Annotated in this window: 19 protein-coding genes; 16 read left to right on the top strand and 3 right to left on the bottom strand. The window is 66.3% G+C overall.

The genetic code is table 11. The features are described from left to right. The first annotated feature begins 82 nt into the window (after positions 1–82). Together CRM90_RS10080 and CRM90_RS10075 are read left to right on the top strand one after the other, a co-directional pair. Entirely contained in the window at positions 83–1,228 is a 1,146-nt protein-coding gene (locus CRM90_RS10080) for a transporter substrate-binding domain-containing protein (RefSeq protein WP_233209256.1), read from the top strand. A 65-nt stretch (positions 1,229–1,293) separates the two neighbouring features. Beyond that, positions 1,294–2,211 (top strand): tyrosine recombinase XerC, encoded by a 918-nt coding sequence (locus CRM90_RS10075; protein ID WP_102806859.1) that lies wholly within the window; start codon positions 1,294–1,296, stop codon positions 2,209–2,211. Between the two features lie 4 nt (positions 2,212–2,215). Here the strand turns inward: CRM90_RS10075 and CRM90_RS10070 are convergent, their stop codons facing one another. Next, on the bottom strand, positions 2,216–3,646 hold the full coding sequence (locus CRM90_RS10070) for a protein adenylyltransferase SelO (protein WP_102806858.1): 1,431 nt from the start codon (positions 3,644–3,646) through the stop codon (positions 2,216–2,218). A 101-nt stretch (positions 3,647–3,747) separates the two neighbouring features. Continuing rightward, entirely contained in the window at positions 3,748–4,239 is a 492-nt protein-coding gene (locus CRM90_RS10065; RefSeq protein WP_102806857.1) for a M23 family metallopeptidase, read from the bottom strand. A gap of 299 nt (positions 4,240–4,538) precedes the next feature. On the opposite strand from CRM90_RS10065, the gene rpsB reads away from it, so the two are divergent. The 8 genes from rpsB to CRM90_RS10025 all read left to right on the top strand — a co-directional run bounded on the left by rpsB (position 4,539) and on the right by CRM90_RS10025 (position 13,866). Beyond that, on the top strand, positions 4,539–5,375 hold the full coding sequence (gene rpsB, locus CRM90_RS10060; RefSeq protein WP_102806856.1) for a 30S ribosomal protein S2: 837 nt from the start codon (positions 4,539–4,541) through the stop codon (positions 5,373–5,375). Positions 5,376–5,394: 19 nt separating this feature from the next. Then, positions 5,395–6,210 (top strand): translation elongation factor Ts, encoded by an 816-nt coding sequence (gene tsf, locus CRM90_RS10055; RefSeq protein ID WP_102806855.1) that lies wholly within the window; start codon positions 5,395–5,397, stop codon positions 6,208–6,210. A 136-nt stretch (positions 6,211–6,346) separates the two neighbouring features. Continuing rightward, positions 6,347–7,774 (top strand): amidase, encoded by a 1,428-nt coding sequence (locus CRM90_RS10050; RefSeq protein ID WP_102806854.1) that lies wholly within the window; start codon positions 6,347–6,349, stop codon positions 7,772–7,774. Between the two features lie 100 nt (positions 7,775–7,874). Next, positions 7,875–9,044, top strand: a complete 1,170-nt coding sequence (locus CRM90_RS10045; protein ID WP_199189846.1) for an ABC transporter permease — start codon at positions 7,875–7,877, stop codon at positions 9,042–9,044. Continuing rightward, entirely contained in the window at positions 9,044–9,610 is a 567-nt protein-coding gene (locus CRM90_RS10040; RefSeq protein ID WP_102806852.1) for an ABC transporter permease, read from the top strand. Before CRM90_RS10045 ends, CRM90_RS10040 begins: the two co-directional genes overlap by 1 nt. A 2-nt stretch (positions 9,611–9,612) precedes the next feature. Beyond that, positions 9,613–10,335 (top strand): ABC transporter ATP-binding protein, encoded by a 723-nt coding sequence (locus CRM90_RS10035; protein WP_102806851.1) that lies wholly within the window; start codon positions 9,613–9,615, stop codon positions 10,333–10,335. Positions 10,336–10,359: 24 nt separating this feature from the next. Next, complete coding sequence (locus CRM90_RS10030) at positions 10,360–11,880, top strand: APC family permease (RefSeq protein WP_199189845.1); 1,521 nt, start codon at positions 10,360–10,362, stop codon at positions 11,878–11,880. 6 nt (positions 11,881–11,886) lie between these two features. Further along, positions 11,887–13,866 carry a primary-amine oxidase gene (locus CRM90_RS10025; protein WP_102806850.1) on the top strand — a complete coding sequence of 660 codons (1,980 nt, stop codon included), beginning with the start codon at positions 11,887–11,889 and terminating at the stop codon, positions 13,864–13,866. 38 nt (positions 13,867–13,904) lie between these two features. Here CRM90_RS10025 and CRM90_RS10020 read toward each other — a convergent pair whose 3' ends face one another. After that, positions 13,905–14,333, bottom strand: coding sequence for a MarR family winged helix-turn-helix transcriptional regulator (locus CRM90_RS10020; RefSeq protein WP_102806849.1), 429 nt, complete (start codon positions 14,331–14,333; stop codon positions 13,905–13,907). Positions 14,334–14,379: 46 nt separating this feature from the next. Between CRM90_RS10020 and CRM90_RS10015 the strand changes: the two genes are divergently transcribed. From CRM90_RS10015 to rlmN, 6 genes are all read left to right on the top strand, one after another. After that, positions 14,380–15,057: a class I SAM-dependent methyltransferase gene (locus CRM90_RS10015; RefSeq protein ID WP_102806848.1), complete on the top strand. Its 678-nt coding sequence runs from the start codon at positions 14,380–14,382 to the stop codon at positions 15,055–15,057. A gap of 41 nt (positions 15,058–15,098) precedes the next feature. Beyond that, positions 15,099–15,452, top strand: a complete 354-nt coding sequence (locus CRM90_RS10010; protein ID WP_102806847.1) for a Fe-S protein — start codon at positions 15,099–15,101, stop codon at positions 15,450–15,452. A 124-nt stretch (positions 15,453–15,576) separates the two neighbouring features. Then, positions 15,577–16,317 (top strand): UMP kinase, encoded by a 741-nt coding sequence (pyrH, locus tag CRM90_RS10005; protein ID WP_102806846.1) that lies wholly within the window; start codon positions 15,577–15,579, stop codon positions 16,315–16,317. Between the two features lie 13 nt (positions 16,318–16,330). Then, positions 16,331–16,888 carry a ribosome recycling factor gene (gene frr, locus CRM90_RS10000; RefSeq protein WP_102806845.1) on the top strand — a complete coding sequence of 186 codons (558 nt, stop codon included), beginning with the start codon at positions 16,331–16,333 and terminating at the stop codon, positions 16,886–16,888. A gap of 23 nt (positions 16,889–16,911) precedes the next feature. Beyond that, entirely contained in the window at positions 16,912–17,778 is an 867-nt protein-coding gene (locus tag CRM90_RS09995; RefSeq protein WP_102806844.1) for a phosphatidate cytidylyltransferase, read from the top strand. 17 nt (positions 17,779–17,795) lie between these two features. Further along, entirely contained in the window at positions 17,796–18,887 is a 1,092-nt protein-coding gene (gene rlmN, locus CRM90_RS09990; RefSeq protein WP_102806843.1) for a dual-specificity RNA methyltransferase RlmN, read from the top strand. The last annotated feature ends 3 nt before the right edge of the window (positions 18,888–18,890 follow it).

Here is an 18,890-nt window from a genome sequence, read left to right as displayed (position 1 = left end):
AGTGGCGCCGGCGCTCTGTCGGTGGCGGGCGAACAGTTGACTCTGCGCGATAGCCTCGGAGGGTTCCCGACAAGCGAGGTGAGTGGTTCTGCGTTCTTATCGACTGGTCGCGGTGTCGGTTCTCGTGTGGGTGGCCGGCCTCGGGCTGATCGGCGCACCGCGGGCGGCGGCGCAACCCGCTCCCGAGGACGGATCACAACAGGTCACCGTCGCGATTCACCGCCTCGAGCCATTTGTGATGAAGACCAGCACCGGGGAGTGGACCGGGTTCAGCATCGACCTATGGACCGAGATCGCCAGGCGGCTCGGCTGGAGGACCGACTACCTCGCTACCGACGACGTCAACGGCCAACTCGCTGCGGTGGCCGACGGCAGAGCCGATCTGGCGGTAGGCGCGATCTCCTTGACCGCCCAACGCGAAAAGTCCTTCGACTTCTCGCAGCCCACACTCGATGCCGGGCTGCAGATAATGGTGCCCGTCCACCACACCCGACCGTCGGTGCCGGGCCTGGGGGGTTTCCTCGATCTGTTGTGGAGCCGGACCATGTTGATCTGGCTCAGCGCCGCCGTCGTGGTGAGTGTGGTCCCGGCGCACATCTTCTGGTTCATTGAACGTCGTACCGCCAAACCGGTTGTCTCGAGGTCATACTTCCCGGGCATATTCCAGGCGTTCGGTTGGGGAATCGGGTCGCTCGTCGGCAAGAACAGCACCGCGGCCACCCAGTCGGTCACCCGTGCGCTGGCGATTCTGTGGGGCTTCGCGGGCATTGTCTTTGTGTCCTTCTACTCCGCGAACCTGAGCGCCACACTGACCGTGGCGAAGCTGGAGTCCAAGATCAGTGGTCCGGCGGATTTGTATGGCAAGTCGGTGGCGACGGTGGCCGATACGACCGCCTCGTCGTACTTGCGCGGCATGGGCATCGAAGCGACCGAGACCCGTACGATCGACGACTCCTACCACCTGCTCAACAACGCGGATTACGACGCGGTCGTGTTCGACGCGCCGGTGCTCCGCTATTACGCCGCGCACCGCGGCGAGGGTGCCGTCGCATTGGCCGGTCCGGTCTTCCAGGACGAAAGCCAGGGCTATGTCTTTGCCATCAACAGCCCGTTGCGCAAACCGATCAACCAAACGGTGTTCCTGATGCGCGAGGACGGCACCTACAACTTGATCAAGGAGAAATGGTTCGGCGACGACGAGGCAACCTCGGCAAGCAGTGCAAATTAGCGGCTGTTTCGGACACGCCGGGCCGCTCGCTCCCGTAATGTCCGCGCGTCTGCGAACGTAGCGGAGTGGACCCGAGCGACTACGCGGCGATCCTCGACGATTACGCCGAGTACCTCGCGCTGGAGCGCGCCCGCTCCGAGCACACTCAACGGGCCTATCTCACCGATCTGAAATCGCTGTTGGCCTTCCTCGACGAGCGCGCCCCGGGCGCCGGGCTGGGCGGACTGAGCCTGCCGATCCTGCGCTCCTGGCTGGCCGCGCAATCCGCCGCCGGAGCGGCCCGCACGACCCTGGCCAGGCGCACCTCGGCAGTCAAGACGTTCACCGCCTGGGCCGTCCGGCGCGGTCTGCTTGCTGAGGACCCCGCGGTCCGGCTTCAGCTGCCCAAGGCCCGTCGCACCCTGCCCGCGGTACTGCGTCAGGATCAGGCGCTGGCCGCCATGGCCGCCGCCGACCTCGGCGCCGAGCAGGGCGACCCGCTGGCGCTGCGTGACCGGCTGATCGTTGAGCTGCTCTACGCCACCGGCATCCGCGTCAGCGAGCTGTGCGGCCTGGACATCGACGACGTCGACACCGGCCGGCGGGTGCTGCGCGTTCTGGGCAAGGGCAACAAACAACGTACGGTCCCGTTCGGAGCGCCGGCGCTGGCCGCGCTCACTGCCTGGCTGACCGACGGCAGGCCCGAACTGGCCACCCCCGACTCCGGTCCCGCGCTGCTGCTCGGGACGCGCGGCAAACGACTCGACCCCCGCCAGGCCCGCACGGTTGTGCACCAAACGATGTCGGCGGTCGACGGGGCGCCCGACATCGGACCGCACGGTCTGCGGCACAGCGCGGCCACCCATCTACTCGAGGGCGGCGCCGACTTGCGCATCGTCCAGGAGATCCTCGGTCACTCGACGTTGGCGACCACGCAGCTCTACACCCATGTGACGGTCGCGCGCCTGCGCGCAGTGCACGATCAGGCTCACCCGCGCGCCTGAGAATCTAAGTGCCGCAGAATGTTTGAAAGCAGCGGCCGAAATCTTCCGGTGCGGGCTCGGCGTAGCGTTCGAACCCCGCACGCTCGTCGTACGGCGAGCGGAGCGCCACCAGCAGCCGCGTGAACGGCTCGAGGTCGCCCACCGTGGCCGCGGTCAGTGCCTCCTCGACGAGGTGATTGCGGGGGATGTACACCGGATTGACGCGGCGCATCGCTTCGACGTCCGGGCTCAGGCTGCGCCACCGGGTCGCCCACGCCTCGAACGGTGGCTCGATGACACCCTCGGCGAGTCGACGGAAGAACGAGGTGTAGTCGACGCGCTCGCCTTCGAGTAGCTCCACCAGATCCTCGGTGAGTTGCAGGGCGGGTGCGTGCTCGACCTCGGCACCCAGTCCGAGCTTTCGGCGCATGCCCGCCAACCACGCCGAGGAGTACCGCGGCGCGAACTGCTGCAGCGATTCGGTCGCCAGCTCGACAGCGCGGTCCTGATCCTCATCGATCAGCCCGAGCAGCGCCTCGGCGAAGCGGGCGAGATTCCAGGTGGCGACGGAAGGTTGGTTGCCGTAGGCGTAGCGGCCCCACGAGTCGATCGAACTGAACACCGTCTTGGGGTCGAAGGCGTCCATGAAAGCGCATGGCCCGTAGTCGATCGTCTCACCCGAGATCGTCATGTTGTCGGTGTTCATCACGCCATGGATGAAGCCGACCAGCATCCACTGCGCGACGAGGTGGGCCTGAGCGGCGATCACCGAGTCGAGCAGCGCCAGATACGGATTGTCGGCTTCGGCGGCGGCCGGGTGGTGCCTGCTGATCGCATGGTCGGCGAGTCGTCGCAGCACCTCGAGTTCGCCTGCGGCCCCGACATATTGGAAGCTGCCGACGCGCAGATGGCTGGACGCGACACGGGCGAGGACGGCGCCCTCCAGCTGGGTCTCGCGCTGGACGATGCGCCCGGTGGCCACGACCGACAGCGAGCGGGTGGTCGGAATGCCCAGCGCGTGCATCGCCTCGCTGATCAGGTATTCACGCAGCATCGGACCGACCGCCGCCAGGCCGTCGCCGCCGCGGGCGAACGGCGTGCGGCCTGATCCCTTGAGATGCAGATCGCGTAACCGCCCGTCGGCGTCGGTGAGTTCACCGAGCAGCAGTGCGCGGCCATCGCCCAGGCGCGGCACCCAGCCACCGAACTGGTGACCGGCATACCCCTGCGCGACGGGCTCGGCGTCCGCGGGCAGCTGAGTCCCGACAAGTAGCCCGATTCCGTCGGGACTGCGCAGCCAGGCGAGGTTCACCCCCAGCTCGGCGGCCAGCGTCTCGTTGAGCACGAGCAGCCGTGGGTCAGGGGCGGCTTCGGCCTGCCAGCGCAGCGCGATCTCGGGCAACTCGGTGGCGAATCGGTGGCCGAGGACGACGGTCGTGTCGGGCGCGATGCTCATTACCGACCAGCCTACGGAGAATTACTTCTCGCGAGCAGACACCAACTCGCAATTTCGAGAGCCAGTTCGTACGAGTTTGTGTCTGCTCGCGGTGGGGATTCTCACCCCGCCAGCGGCTTGAGCCGAACCGGCGTGCCGGTTAGCAGGCCCAGCGGATCGATGTAGTCGGCTCGCGACGCCGGGCCCCACATCGCCCCCCAATGCAGGCACGCCGGTGCCGGGCAGCCCGCATGCCCGGGCAACAGCCGGCCCAGCGCCGTCGACCCGTCGACGAGCTGACCGACCCGCACCGAGGCCTCGACCGGTTCGTAGCTGGTGCGCAATCCGCCGGCATGCGCCAACGACACCACCGGGCGCCCCGCCAACCTCCCGGCGAAGACCACCGTCGCCGGGCCTGCGGCGTAAACCGGCTGGTCAGGCGTCCCGGCCAGGTCCACGCCGCGGTGACCGCGCTGCCAGTCCGGCGACGGTGCGTCGAAGGCCCTGGTCACCGACGGCGGAGGCCGCAGCGGCCACACCAGCCGGCCGGCGTCGGCACGCCCGGCGCCCGCACACACCAGCAACGCCGCCACCACCACCGCAATGACCCGCATCACTCCAGTTCAGCGCGATATTCGCCGAGACGAAAGCCGCCAGGAGCCATCCTGTGGACGGACGCCGCGCTGTGGACAAAGCACCCCTTCGAGCGGTGTAAACTTTCCCCTGCAACTCGCGCCAGCGGGTTGACTTCGCGCGCCTGTTCCGCAAGTTCGCCACGTCGACACTTGCACCACGCATGCCGGTTGGTCTCGTCCGAGGTTTCACAACGACGGGTCGGCACGCCTCAGGCGCCAGGGCTTGGCTTCACCCGAAGCCGGGCGACAACCGACAACACATAAGGAATGGCCGACCCATGGCTGTTGTAACCATGAAGCAGCTGCTTGACAGCGGCACGCACTTCGGGCACCAGACCCGACGTTGGAACCCCAAGATGAAGCGGTTCATCTTCACCGACCGCAACGGCATCTACATCATCGATCTGCAGCAGACGCTGACCTACATCGATCAGGCCTACGAGTTCGTCAAGGAGACCGTCGCCCACGGCGGCACCATCCTGTTCGTCGGCACCAAGAAGCAGGCCCAGGAATCCATCGCCGAAGAGGCGACGCGCGTTGGCATGCCGTACGTGAACCAGCGCTGGCTGGGTGGCATGCTCACCAACTTCCAGACCGTGCACAAGCGCCTTCAGCGGATGAAGGAGCTCGAGGCCATGGAGCAGACCGGTGGCTTCGAGGGTCGCACCAAGAAGGAAATCTTGATGCTGACCCGCGAGAAGACCAAGCTCGAGCGCAGCCTCGGCGGTATCCGGGACATGGCGAAGGTGCCGTCTGCGGTGTGGGTCGTCGACACCAACAAGGAACACCTCGCGATCAGCGAGGCCATCAAGCTCGGCATCCCGGTCATCGCGATCCTGGACACCAACTGCGACCCCGATCAGGTCAACTACCCGATCCCGGGCAACGACGATGCGATCCGCTCCGCGGCGCTGCTCACCAAGGTGATCGCCTCCGCGGTGGCCGAGGGTCTGCAGGCACGCTCCGGCGGTTCGGGCGACAAGGCTGACCCCGGTTCCGGAGCCGCGGCCGAGCCGCTCGCCGAGTGGGAGCAGGAGCTGCTCGCCAGCGCAACCGCGTCGGCCCCCAACGACGCTGGGCCGGTCGCCACCGAAACCACCACTGAAGGTTCTTAAGTTTTTAGGGAAGGGCCACATGGCTAACTACACCGCTGCCGACGTCAAGCGGCTTCGGGAGCTCACCGGTGCGGGCATGCTCGACTGCAAGAACGCCCTGGCGGAGAGCGACGGCGACTTCGACAAGGCTGTCGAAGCGCTGCGCATCAAGGGTGCCAAGGACGTCGGCAAGCGCGCTGAGCGTGCCACCGCCGAAGGCCTGGTCGCCGCCAAGGGCGGGGCGATGATCGAGCTCAACTCCGAGACCGATTTCGTCGCCAAGAACGCCGAGTTCCAGAAATTGGCCAACGACGTGGTCGCCGCCGCGGCGGAGTCCAAGGCCGCCGACGTGGAGGCCCTCAAGGCCGCCAAGATCGGCGACACGACAGTCGAGGAAGCCGTCGCGGCACTCTCGGCCAAGATCGGCGAGAAGCTCGAACTGCGCCGCGCGGCGTACTTCGACGGCAACGTCGAGGCCTACCTGCACAAGCGTGCCGCCGACCTGCCGCCCGCCGTGGGCGTGCTGGTCGAATACACCGGCGACAACACCGAGGCGGCGCACTCGGTGGCGCTGCAGATCGCCGCGCTGAAGGCCAAGTACCTGACCCGTGACGACGTCCCCGCCGACATCGTGGCCAACGAGCGCCACATCGCGGAGGAGACCGCCAAGGCCGAAGGTAAGCCCGAGCAGGCACTGCCCAAGATCATCGAGGGCAGGGTCACCGGCTTCTACAAGGACGTCGTGCTGCTCGATCAGCCGTCGGTGTCCGACAGCAAGAAGACCGTCAAGGCGCTGCTCGACGAGGCCGGCGTGACCGTGACCCGGTTCGTCCGGTTCGAGGTCGGTCAGGCCTAGCGCCCGACACCAAACTTGGGCGGAACACCAACCGCCCACTGGAAAACCCCGCGCCACATCCGGCGATCCCGGAGGCGCGGGGTTTTGCCATGTCGGGATCGCTGCTATTGAACACGTGCCTGCTAGCGTCGGCGGAATGCAACATGTGAACGCCTACCGCGATGACGCGCTCGGCACGATGGACGCCGTCGCTCTGGTCGACGCCCTCCGCACCGGCAAGGTATCCCGCCTCGAGCTCGTGGAGGCCGCCATCGCGCGTACCGAGGCGGTCAACCCCATGCTCAACGGTCTGGCCCATCAGACGTTCGAGCGGGCACTGGCCCGCGCGGCCGCCGGCGGCCACGGATACTTCGACGGGGTGCCGACGTTCATCAAGGACAACGTCGATGTCGAGGGCATGCCGACCATGCAGGGCACCGACGCCTGGGAGCCCCGTCCCCAGCCCGCGCACGGCGAGTTCGCCAGCCTCTTTCTGGCCACCGGCGTGGTGCCGCTGGGCAAGACCCAGCTCTCGGAGTTCGGGTTCAGCGCCTCCGCCGAGCATCCGCGGCTGGGCGCCGTTCGCAATCCGTGGGACACCGACTTCACCGCCGGGGCGTCGTCGTCGGGCTCCGGTGCGTTCGTCGCGGCCGGTGTGGTGCCCATCGCCCACGCCAGCGACGGCGGCGGCTCCATCCGCATCCCCGCCGCCTGCAACGGCCTGGTGGGCCTCAAGCCGTCACGGGGCCGGCTACCGCTGGACAAGATGACCCGACAGATGCCGGTGCGCATCGTCAACGACGGGGTGCTGACCCGCAGTGTGCGCGACACCGCCGCGTTCTACCGGGAAGCCGAGCGGGTCTGGCGCGACCGCAAGCTGCCGCCCATCGGCGCGGTGACCGGGCCGAGCACTGCCCGGCTGCGCATCGCCGTCGTCACCCAATCGGTCGTTCGTCAGGCCGCACCCACCATACGGGATCACACCCTGAAGACCGCCGAACTGCTTGCCGGCCTTGGTCATAGCGTCGAATACCTCGACCAGCCGCCGGTGCCGCGCTACTTCTTGGACGACTTCCTGTTGTACTGGGCGTTTCTGGCGATGACGCTGGTGCGCACCGGGCAGCGGACGTTCGGTCAGAGTTTCGACAAGACGAAGCTCGACAATCTCACCCTGGGGCTCGACCGGCACGCCACCCGCAACCTGCACAAGTTGCCGATCGCCATCACGCGGTTGCGCAGGCTGCGGCGAATCACCGCCCGGCTGTATCAGACGTACGACGTGATCCTGATGCCCACGCTCGCCGAGGAGACGCCCCGCATCGGTCATCTGGATCCCACCGCGGACTTCCAGCAGATCATGGACCGACTGATCGACTGGGTGGCATTCACCCCGCTGCAGAACGCGACCGGCGAGCCGGCAATCTCTTTGCCGCTGGCCCAATCCGCGTCCGGCATGCCGGTGGGCATGATGCTGGCCGGACCGCTCGGGCACGAACGCCGACTCCTGGAGCTCGCCTTCGAGCTCGAGGCGGCTCAGCCGTGGCCCCGTATCGACACCGCGCCTCGGCAGCCGCTGTCGCACTAGTTGCCACAGACACCTTGATTTAACAGCCGGGGTGCTCGCGTAACTCGGGTGACATCAGCGGATTCGGTGGCCGAAACAGTCCACGCCGAATATTTTCGGTGTGGAAACCTCTGCCTCCACAACGATTTCGCGGCCATCGGTGATCGCCACAACATCCGGAAACAAGACGTTCGTGCGTCTGCTCCGGTTTGCTTGGGCGAACATCCGCCGGCGGCCCGAACGGTTTGTGCTGTCTGTTCTCGGTATCGCACTGGCGATCACCTGCGTGACGGTGGTGCGCACGATTTCGTCGAGCTTCGCCATCACCGGCGCCGATTCGGTGACCGACGTGCTCGGTGGTGCTCAACTGTGGGCGGTGCCTGCCGCGGGCGTCCACTACGACAGCTCGGTGCAGGCGCTCGTCGCCGATGGTCCGGTCCCGGTGATCGACGCCCCTGGGGGGTGGCGGGCGATCAAGACGCTCTCGGGCACTACCGACATCGGTGGTACGCCGGTATCGCTGCGCGGCAACGACGAAATCCCGGACAGCCAAGCAGTTTTGGGCTCCGGCGTCGCGCAACGACTGGGTCTGCACGACGGTGACCGGGTCAGTGTCGGCTCGCAGAGCCTCGCTGTGGTGGTACGCGGCACGGGAGAATCGGTCACGGTGTCGACCCCACTGGCGCGCACCGTGGTGGGCGACAGCGGGTGGTGGACCGTGTACGCGCCGACCGGTCAGGAGAAGAGCCGCAGCCTCGGCAGCACCTTTGGTGACGCGGTAGGGCTGCGGTCCACCTCCGATCCGTCCGTCAAGCCAGATCCCGGCGGCCCGGGATTGATCTACGACACGGTGGGCGGTACCGGCCCGCTGACGTTCGATCAGAAGTTCTCGGCGTTGTTCTCCGGCAAGGTCACCAGCTCGACGCTGGGCATCATCTCGATCATCGGGCTGGTGCTGGGGTTCATCATCGCGGTCTCGTCCTTCCTGGCGGCCGTGCAGGAACGCCGCCGTGAGTTCGGCATCATGTCCAGCATCGGCCTGGCCGACGAGGTGCTGTATTTCTTCCTCGTGGAGTCCGCCGTCGTGTTCATGGCGGCTTACGTGGTGGGGGTGCTGACCGCGGGAGTCGCTGTGTGGCTGGTGATTCCGGGCATCGCGACGCCGGTCGCCTGGCTTCAGGCGGCCGGCATGGTGGCGGGCTTCCTGCCCGCGATGTCGATCGTCGGTGCACTGATACCGGTGCATCGCCTGTTGCAGAACCGTCCGGTCGACCTGCTCGGAGCGCGCTGATGATGAGGTTCGGACTTTCCTACGGCTGGCTGGCGGCACGACGCCGGGTCCGCGAGATGGTGCTACCGATCGTCACCACCGCCACCGGCGCCTTTCTCGTCGTCATCGTCTTCGGAATGTCGGCAGGCATCCAGGAACAGTCGGCGTCGCTGGGTCACGCAGGAGAAATCGGCCGGGCCGTCATCCTGATCGCGATCACGGTGCTGCTGGTGGGTGTCGTGGAAGTGGCTGTGGCGACCACCCGCACGATCGCGCATCGCACCCGCGAACTCGGGGTGCTCGGCGCCACCGGAGTGCCGCGCCGTCCTGTCATCGCCGCACTGCTCGTCGAACCGGCAGTCGCGGCCACGCTCGGAGCGATCGTCGGTGTGGTGCTTGCGATCATCGCCGCCGTCGCATTCGGCATGCTCGGTCTGGTGCCCACCGGGGTGTCGGCGGCCGGTCTCGGATTCGGCTCGGCGATCGCGGTCGCGGTCAGCATTGCCGCCGCCCTGGCGACCAGCGTCATCCCCACCTGGAACGCGGCGTCGCGTCCCCCCGTCCATTCCCTGTCGACCGGAGGTTAGACATGACCGCAGTCGAAGACGCCGTCCCCGACGTCGCGTCAGCGCCCGAGCCGTCGCCGGTGATCGAGATCAGCGACGTGTGGAAGTTGCACAAGCTCGGCGACGAAGTCGTCAAAGCCCTGATCTCCGCCGAGTTGACCGTGATGCCAGGCGAATTCGTCTGCCTGATGGGTCCGAGTGGGAGCGGCAAGTCAACGCTGCTGAACATCATCGGCGGCCTGGACCGGCCGACCAAAGGGTCGGTGCTGATCGCAGGCCGGGACACCGCCAGGCTGACCGAAAGCCAGTTCGCCGCACTGCGCCACGACACCATCGGGTTCATCTTCCAGAGCTACAACCTGATCCCGTTCCTGTCCGCGGTCGAGAACGTCGAGCTGCCGCTGATGTTCGAGCCGTATGACCGTAAGGCGTTGCGGCAGCGCGCACTCGACCTGCTCGACCTGGTCGGGCTGAGCCACCGGGTGCACCACCAGCCGACCAAGATGTCGGGCGGTGAGCAGCAGCGGACCGCGATCGCGCGGTCGCTGATCAGCAACCCGACGCTGGTGCTGGCCGACGAGCCGACTGCAAATCTGGACCACCGTACGGGGGAGACGGTGGTGCGCATGCTGCGCGACCTGTGCTCAACGCTGGGCGTGACGGTCGTTGCCAGCACCCACGATCCCACGGTGGCCGATGAAGCGAGCCGTGTCGTCCGGATGAGAGACGGACAAATCATCAATTGATCCAACTCCGATGGGGAGTTACGTATGACGCAACAAATAGATGCGCCGGCCTCGGCCGGGCGTGACAAGCTGCTGACCACAGAGCTCGTTCCCGAGCAGGTACTGCCGAAGGTGATGACCACCTTCGGCCTGACCGCCACCTACGTCTTCATCATCTGCTGGATCACCGGCTCGTCGATCATGGCTGCCGGCGGGTGGACCGCGATCCCGATGTGGATTCTCGGCATCCTCACCTTCCTGATCCCCGCGGGCATGGCGGTCGCCGAACTCGGCAACCTGTGGCCCGGTGAAGGTGGTGTCTACATCTGGGCGACCCGAACCATGGGCGAGACTTGGGGATTCATCGGCGGCTACCTGTCGTGGATCCCGGTGGTGCTGAACTCGGCGTCCTCACCGGCGATCATCCTGCAGTTCCTGCTGCTGGCTTTTCACGCCGAATTGGGCCTGACGCTCACCATCATCATCCAGGTGGCGCTGCTGTGGGCTGTCATCGGCCTGGCGCTGGCCAAGCTCGCTGCCAACCAACGCATCATGAACACCGTCTTCGTCGTCTACTGGGCCCTGACCGCCGTCATCTTCATCTCCGGCGTCATCTACGCCATCCGCAACGGGTCGGCCCAGGAGTTCACCGCGCACGCCGCAATGGTTCCCGACTTCGCCGGCGCCGGTTTCCTGTATGGCACCGTGCTGCTCTACCTGGTCGGTGTCGAGACGCCGTACAACATGGGCGCGGAGTTCCTCTCGGTACGCAAGAGCGGACCGAAAATGGTGGTGTACGGGTCGATCGCGCTGATCCTGATCTACCTGCTGACCACACTTGGCACCATCATGGTGCTGCCGGCCGATCAGGTGAATCCGGTCACCGGTGTCATCGGCATGCTGGGCACCGCCGCACCCAAGGGCGTGATGGAAGCCGCGGCTGTCGTGCTGGCCATCATCGTGTTTGTGGCGTTGATGAGCTACCAGGTCACCTACTCCCGACTGATCTTCGTCTCCGGTCTGGAACGTCACCTGCCGCGCATTTTCACACACCTCAATCCGCGTACCCGCAATCCCGTGACGGCGATCCTCATCCAGGGCGTGCTCTCGTCGCTGCTCATCGTGGGGCTCTACTCCCAAAGCAGCATGGCCAACGTCACCGTGTTCCTGCAGGGCGGCCTGTCCATCGCGTGGCTGATTTCCGGATTCTTCTTCCTGGTCCCGGTCATCATCGCGCGCAAGAAGTACTCCGATCGCTATGCCGCGGAGAAGTTCTGGCGGATCCCCGGCGGCACGGTCGGTGTCTGGATCACGGTCATCGTCGGCTCGCTGGGTACCATCGGCGGCGTCTATTACTCGTTCGCGAAGTCGTGGATCGCGGATGTGCCCGACAGCACCTGGATGACCTGGACCGGCAGCATCGCGCTCGGCATGTTCGCCCTGGGTGTCGTTGTCTACATTTTCGGCCGGCGCTCGGCGCACAAGACGACCAAGGAAGACGCACTGGCGCATCTGGCCGTGCTCGATCTCAAGAAATCCGAATCACCTAGCCCTGAGGCGGTTTGACCGACAATGACCATGGACAGCACCGTGCTGAGCACGGGAACGACCGATGACCGTGCCGCTTACCCGCTCGACCCGCTCAGCGGAGCCGAGATCGAGATGGCGGCCGCGATCGTCAAAGAATCCGACTATTCAACTCCGACACTAAAATTCGTGATGATCCAGCTCGCCGAGCCGGCCAAGAACACGCAGCTGACGTTTGAGTCGATGACCGATGTCCCGCGGCGGGCGTTCTGCACCATGTACGACGGGGCGGCCAAGATGATCTACGAGTCGGTCGTCGACATCGGCGCCCGGGTGGTGGAGTCCTGGACTGCGATTCCCGGCCGCTTCCCGTCGTATCTGGTCGAGCACATGACCGGCGTCGAGGAGGTGGTCCGAGCCGACCCACGCTGGCAGGAGGCGATGCGCAAGCGCGGCATCACCGATTTCGACCTGGCGATGATCGATCCGTGGCCGGCCGGCTATTACGGAGCGCAGGATCACTACGAGAACTCGCCGCTGATCTGTCGCCCGCTCACCTTCATGCGGGCGGCGCCGTCGGAGCACGGATACGCCCGCCCGGTGGAGGGCGTAATCGTGACCTTCGACCTCGACTCCATGACGGTGCTCGACGTCGAAGACCACGGCGTGGTGCCGTTGCCGCCCAAGGCGGGCAACTACTCGGCGCAGTTCATGTTCGACGCCGACAACCGACCGGCCTTCACCGAGTTCCGCGACGACGTCAAGACCATCGAGATCACCCAGCCGGACGGACCGAGCTTCACCGTCGACGGCTGGAAGGTCGAGTGGCAGAAGTGGTCTCTACGAGTGGGATTCAACCCGCGCGAGGGCCTGACATTGCACGAGATCACCTACAACGACCGGGGCACCGTCCGGCCGATCATGTACCGGGCCGCGCTCTCGGAGATGGTGGTGCCGTACGGGGACACCTCGCCGACACACTGGAACAAGAACGTGTTCGACATGGGCGAGGTCGGCATGGGCTTCTCGGCGAACCCGCTGACCCTGGGTTGCGACTGTCTGGGCGAGATCTTCTACTTCGACGGCATGGTGCACGATTCCGACGGCAATGCGGTCACCATCCCCAACGCGATCTGCATGCACGAAGAAGACTACGGAATCTCCTGGAAGCACACCGATTTCCGCACGGGCGAGGTCGAGGTGCGTCGCTCGCGCCGGCTGGTGATCTCGATGATCTGCACGGTCGGCAACTATGAGTACGGGTTCTTCTGGTACCTGTACAACGACGCGTCGATCGAGATGGAGGTCAAACTCTCCGGGGTGCTCACGACGGGGTCGATCCCCGAGGGTGAGAAGCCGCGGTGGGGCAAGCTGGTGGCGCCGGGTATCTACGGCCCGAATCACCAGCACTTCTTCAGTTTCCGACTCGACATGGCCATTGATGGTCCGGATAACAGTGTCTACGAGGTGGATTCGATCGCCGAGCCCGACCCGGCGCTCAACCCGCACCACAATGCCTGGATCACCCGAGACACCCTTGTCGCGTCGGAGGCCGAGGGCGCCCGGGACTGGAACTGGCAGACCGGGCGCTACTGGAAAGTCACCAACCCGTCGAAGATCAACGAACTCGGCGCCGAGGTGGGTTACAAGCTGGTGCCGCGGGACCCGGTGCCGGTGATGGTGCAGGAGGGCTCCTACATCTATGACCGGGCCCGATTCGTCCAACACAATCTGTGGGTGACGAAGTACGACCCGGCCGAGAAGTTCGCCGCCGGGGACTACATGTATCAGTGCGCCGAGGCGCAGGGGCTGCCCGAGTACGTCGCCGACGACGCCCCGCTGGACAACACCGACGTGGTGCTCTGGTACACGGTGGGGGCCCACCACATCGTTCGGCCCGAGGACTGGCCGGTGATGCCGTGCGCCTACACCGGATTCCACCTCAAGCCGATCGGCTTCTTCGACGGTAATCCCGCGCTTGACCTGCCGCCGTCACCACCGAAAGCCTGCCACGCCAATCACTGACAACCAACGAGGCTGCAGCGCAACGTAATCGGGATCAGCTACTGGTCCGGGGCGCCGAGGGCGGCGAGAATGGTACGGAATTCTCGCCGCTGCTCGGTGGACAGGCCCGCCATCAGCCGCTGCTCGGCGGCGCGGACGCCCGTCTCGGTGCTGTCCAGCAGCTCTGCACCGGCCCGGGTCAGCTTCGCGGGCAACGAACGGCCGGAGGCCACGGTGTCGGGGCGGGTGACCAGCCTGCGTTCTTCGAGGCTGCGCAGCACCATGTTCATCGCCTGTGGCGAGACGCCGGTGTCGCGGGCCAGTTCAGCGTTGGAGCGGTCGGGGAACCGGGACAGAATTCGCATGCAGATGTATTGCGGGAACGAGAGGCCGGCCGGTTCGAGCGCGGTGGTGCTCACTTCGGCGCGCAGCGCCGAGGCCACCCGGTGCATCAGGTAGCCCAGCGGCTCGTCGTGACCTCCACCCATGTCAATGATATTGACATATATCAACTGGGTTGATAGTCGTGGAGGTATGAGTACAGAAGATCTCTTTGATTCGGCCTACCGTCAGTCGGCTCCGCAGTTCGCGGGCCTTCGTCCGCCGTGGAGCATCGACGAGCCCCAGCCCGAGATCGCGGCACTGATCGAACAGGGCAAGTTTCACGGTGACGTGCTTGATGCCGGCTGTGGGGAGGCGGCGGTCTCGATCTACCTCGCCGAGCGCGGCTTCACCACCGTCGGCCTGGACCTGTCACCCGCGGCCATCGAGCTCGCCCGCGCGGAGGCGGCCAAGCGCGGCCTGCGGAACGCGAGTTTCGACGTCGCCGACATCAGCGACTTCGGCGGCTACGACGGCAGATTCGGCACCATCGTCGACTCGACCCTGTTCCACTCGATGCCGGTCGAGTTGCGCGACGGCTATCAGCGCTCGATCGTGCGTGCGGCCGCACCGGGGGCGTCCTACTTCGTCTTGGTCTTCGCGGTCGGATCGATGCCCGCCAATGGGCCCGTGCATCCGGTGACCGAGGACGAGCTGCGCGCCGCGGTCGAACCGTATTGGGTGATCGACGAGATCCGTCCCGCGCGTATTCACGCCAACGTGCCACCGGAGATGGCTGCGATGGTCAAGTCGGCCGGTGGTGACCTGCGCGAGGAGCCGAAGGGTCGCAAGTCGATGCCGGCCTGGCTGTTGTCGGCGCACCTCGGCTGACTGCCGCTTGATGGGCGACGTCGTGTCGTAGGCTCTGCCGCATGGAACTACTACGTCATGTAGTTGTGCTGGTGCACATCGTCGGGTTCGCGGTGACGTTCGGCGCGTGGGCGGCCGAGGGAGCCGCCCGGAGGTTTCGCACCACCCGGTTGATGGACTACGGCCTGCTGGTGTCGCTGCTCACCGGTCTGGCGCTGGCCGCGCCGTGGCCCGCCGGAATTGTCTTGAACTATCCCAAGATCGGGGTCAAGCTGGCCATCCTGGTGGTGATCGGTGGCCTGCTCGGTATGGGCAACGCCCGGCAGCGGCGCACCGGCGAGCCGGTTCCGCGCCCGGTCTTCCTCTCGGTGGGGGTCTTATCGCTGACGGCAGCGGGTATCGCTGTGCTGTGGTGATGGGCGCACCCGGCATAACCCGGGAAATCGGCACCTTCGGCGATGAGGCAGGATGGAAGTGCCGTCCCGAAAGTCGCCGGGATGGCACTCTCATGCCAGGAGCCCGACTAGTCCGAGGAGTCTGATGGGGGAGACGGCGACGGATTCTCAGGAATTGCGCCCACATTTCAACAGGGTGGTGCTCAAGCTCGGTGGGGAGATGTTCGGCGGCGGATCGGTCGGGTTGGATCCCGACGTCGTCGCCCAGGTGGCCCGCCAGATAGCCGAGGTGGTCCGCAGTGGCGTCCAGGTTGCTGTCGTCATCGGCGGCGGCAACTTCTTCCGCGGCGCGCAGCTGCAGCAGCGCGGGATGGAACGCACCCGCTCCGATTACATGGGCATGCTCGGCACGGTCATGAACAGCCTTGCGCTGCAAGACTTCCTGGAAAAGGAAGGCATCGTCACCCGGGTTCAGACCGCCATCACCATGGGGCAGGTCGCGGAGCCTTACATTCCCTTGCGCGCGGTGCGGCACCTGGAGAAGGGGCGCGTGGTGATCTTCGGAGCCGGCATGGGTCTGCCGTACTTCTCCACCGACACCACAGCGGCGCAGCGCGCCCTGGAGATCCGTGCGGATATCGTGCTGATGGCCAAGGCTGTCGATGGCGTCTTCACCGCCGATCCGCGACAGGACCCGAAGGCCCAGATGATCACCGAGATCAGCCACCGCGAAGTGCTCGATCGCGGGCTTCAGGTCGCCGACGCCACGGCGTTCAGTTTGTGCATGGACAACGGAATGCCGATCCTGGTCTTCAACCTGCTCACCGACGGGAATATCGCCCGGGCGGTCGCAGGTGAGAAGATCGGAACTCTGGTCAGCGGTTGAGGAGGACCACTACATGATTGAAGAGGCTCTCTTCGATGCCGAAGAGAAGATGGAGAAGGCCGTCTCGGTCGCCCGCGACGACTTGGCGTCCATCCGGACCGGACGGGCCAACCCGGGAATGTTCTCCCGCGTCGTCGTCGACTACTACGGGTCGCCGACGCCGATCACGCAGCTGTGCAGCGTCAACGTGCCCGAGGCACGGATGGTCGTCATCAAGCCCTACGAGGCGTCGCAGCTACGGGCGATCGAAGACGCGATCCGCCACTCCGATCTCGGGGTGAACCCCACCAACGACGGCAACATCATCCGGGTGTCGATCCCGCAGCTGACCGAGGAACGCCGCCGCGATCTGGTCAAGCAGGCCAAGTCCAAGGGTGAGGACGCCAAGGTGGCGGTGCGCAACGTGCGCCGTCGTGCCATGGAGGAACTGCACCGCATCCGCAAGGACGGCGAAGCCGGCGAGGACGAGGTCGGGCGCGCCGAGAAGGATCTGGACAAGGCCACAGCCACCTATGTCGGCCAGATCGACGAGTTGGTCAAGCACAAGGAAGGCGAATTGCTGGAGGTGTAGCCACCTTTCAGCAACGCATCGAAGTGGCGGAAACCGATACCGGCGGCGCGGCCGCGCAGCCATCGCCCAAGAGTTCGCGCGCAGGGCGTGATCTGCCCGCCGCCATCGCCGTCGGCGTCGTGCTCGGCGCGATGGCGATCGGCAGCCTGCTGTTCGCCCCGAAGTGGTGGATGCCGCTATTGGCCATCGCGATGGCGATCGCCACCCACGAGGTGGTCCGCCGGCTTCGCGAGCACGGGTATGTGATGCCCGTCGTGCCGCTGCTGCTCGGTGGCCAGGCGATGATCTGGCTGGCCTGGCCGTGGGGCGTGGCGGGAACGCTGGGCGCCTACGGTGCCACGATCGTGGTCGCCATGGTGTGGCGCCTGCTCGGTCAGGGTCTGCGCGAGCAGCCGGTCAACTATCTTCGCGACATCGCCGCCTCGGTGCTGCTGGCCACCTGGGTGCCGTTGTTCGCGAGTTTCACCGCGCTGCTGATCTTCCAGGACAACGGCGGCGCCCGGGTCTTCACCGTGATCGCCACCGTCGTGTTCGCCGACATCGGCGGCTACACAGCCGGCGTGCTGTTCGGCAAGCATCTGCTGGCCCCGGCGATCAGCCCGAAGAAATCCTGGGAGGGCCTGGGCGGCTCGCTGTTGTTCGGCGTCACCGCGGCCGTGCTTTCGGTCACGTTCCTGCTGCACAAGCCGGCCTGGGTCGGTCTGCCGCTCGGGCTGATGCTGGTGATTACCGGAGTCCTCGGCGACCTGGTGGAGTCCCAGGTCAAGCGCGACCTCGGTATCAAGGACATGGGCACGCTGCTGCCCGGCCATGGCGGCATCATGGACCGCGTCGACGCGATGCTGCCGTCTGCGGTCGCCGGCTGGATAGTCCTGACTCTGCTGGCCTGACCGCCATACTGGAGCCAATGAAACAAGAGCTCGTCTTCGAGGCACCGCGGCGTGGGTTACCGCCGCGGCATCTCGCCGACCTGGATGCCGCGGCCCGCGCGGCCGCGGTGGCCGAACTGGGGTTGCCGGCATTTCGGGCCAAGCAGCTCGCGCAGCAGTACTACGGCCGGTTGCTCGCCGATCCTCAGCAGATGACCGATCTGCCCGCGGCGGTCCGCGACGCCGTCGCCGATGCGCTGTTCCCGAAGCTGCTCACGGTGGCCAAAGAAATCGAGTGCGACGCGGGTGAGACCCGAAAGACGTTGTGGCGCGCCCACGATGGCGCCACGTTCGAGTCGGTGCTGATGCGCTACCCGAACCGCAACACGGTGTGCATCTCGTCGCAGGCCGGCTGCGGCATGGCGTGTCCGTTCTGTGCGACCGGACAGGGCGGGCTGACCCGCAATCTGAGCACCGCCGAGATCCTGGAGCAGGTTCGGGCGGCGGCGGTGACCTCGCGCGACGAGTTCGGCGAACGCCTGTCGAATGTCGTGTTCATGGGGATGGGTGAGCCGCTGGCCAACTATGCGCGGGTGCTTGCCACCGTGCAGCGCATCACCGCGGCGCCCCCGGAGGGCTTCGGGATCTCCGCGCGGTCGGTCACGGTGTCGACCGTCGGGCTGGCAGCGGCGATGCGCAAGCTCGCCGACGAACACCTCGGTGTGACGCTGGCGTTGTCACTGCACACGCCGGACGATGAGCTTCGCGACACCCTGGTGCCGGTGAACAACCGCTGGCAGGTCAGCGACGTGCTTGACGCCGCGCGCTACTACGCCGACCAGACCGGCCGGCGGGTGTCGATCGAGTACGCGCTGATCCGCGACGTCAATGATCAGCCCTGGCGTGCTGATCTACTCGGCAAGAAGCTGCATCAGGCCCTCGGCCCGTTGGCGCACGTGAACCTGATTCCGCTGAACCCGACGCCGGGCAGTGAGTGGGACGCCAGCCCCAAGCCGGTGGAACGCGAATTCGTCCGCCGGGTGCGCGCTCAGGGAGTGTCATGCACTGTGCGCGACACCCGCGGGCGGGAGATCGCCGCGGCATGCGGCCAGCTCGCCGCCAGCGGTTAGCGC

Source organism: Mycobacterium sp. ENV421, from assembly GCF_002887815.1.
Taxonomy (GTDB): domain Bacteria; phylum Actinomycetota; class Actinomycetes; order Mycobacteriales; family Mycobacteriaceae; genus Mycobacterium.
Note: the sequence above shows the minus strand (reverse complement) of the source record. Positions and strands in the feature narration are given on the sequence as shown.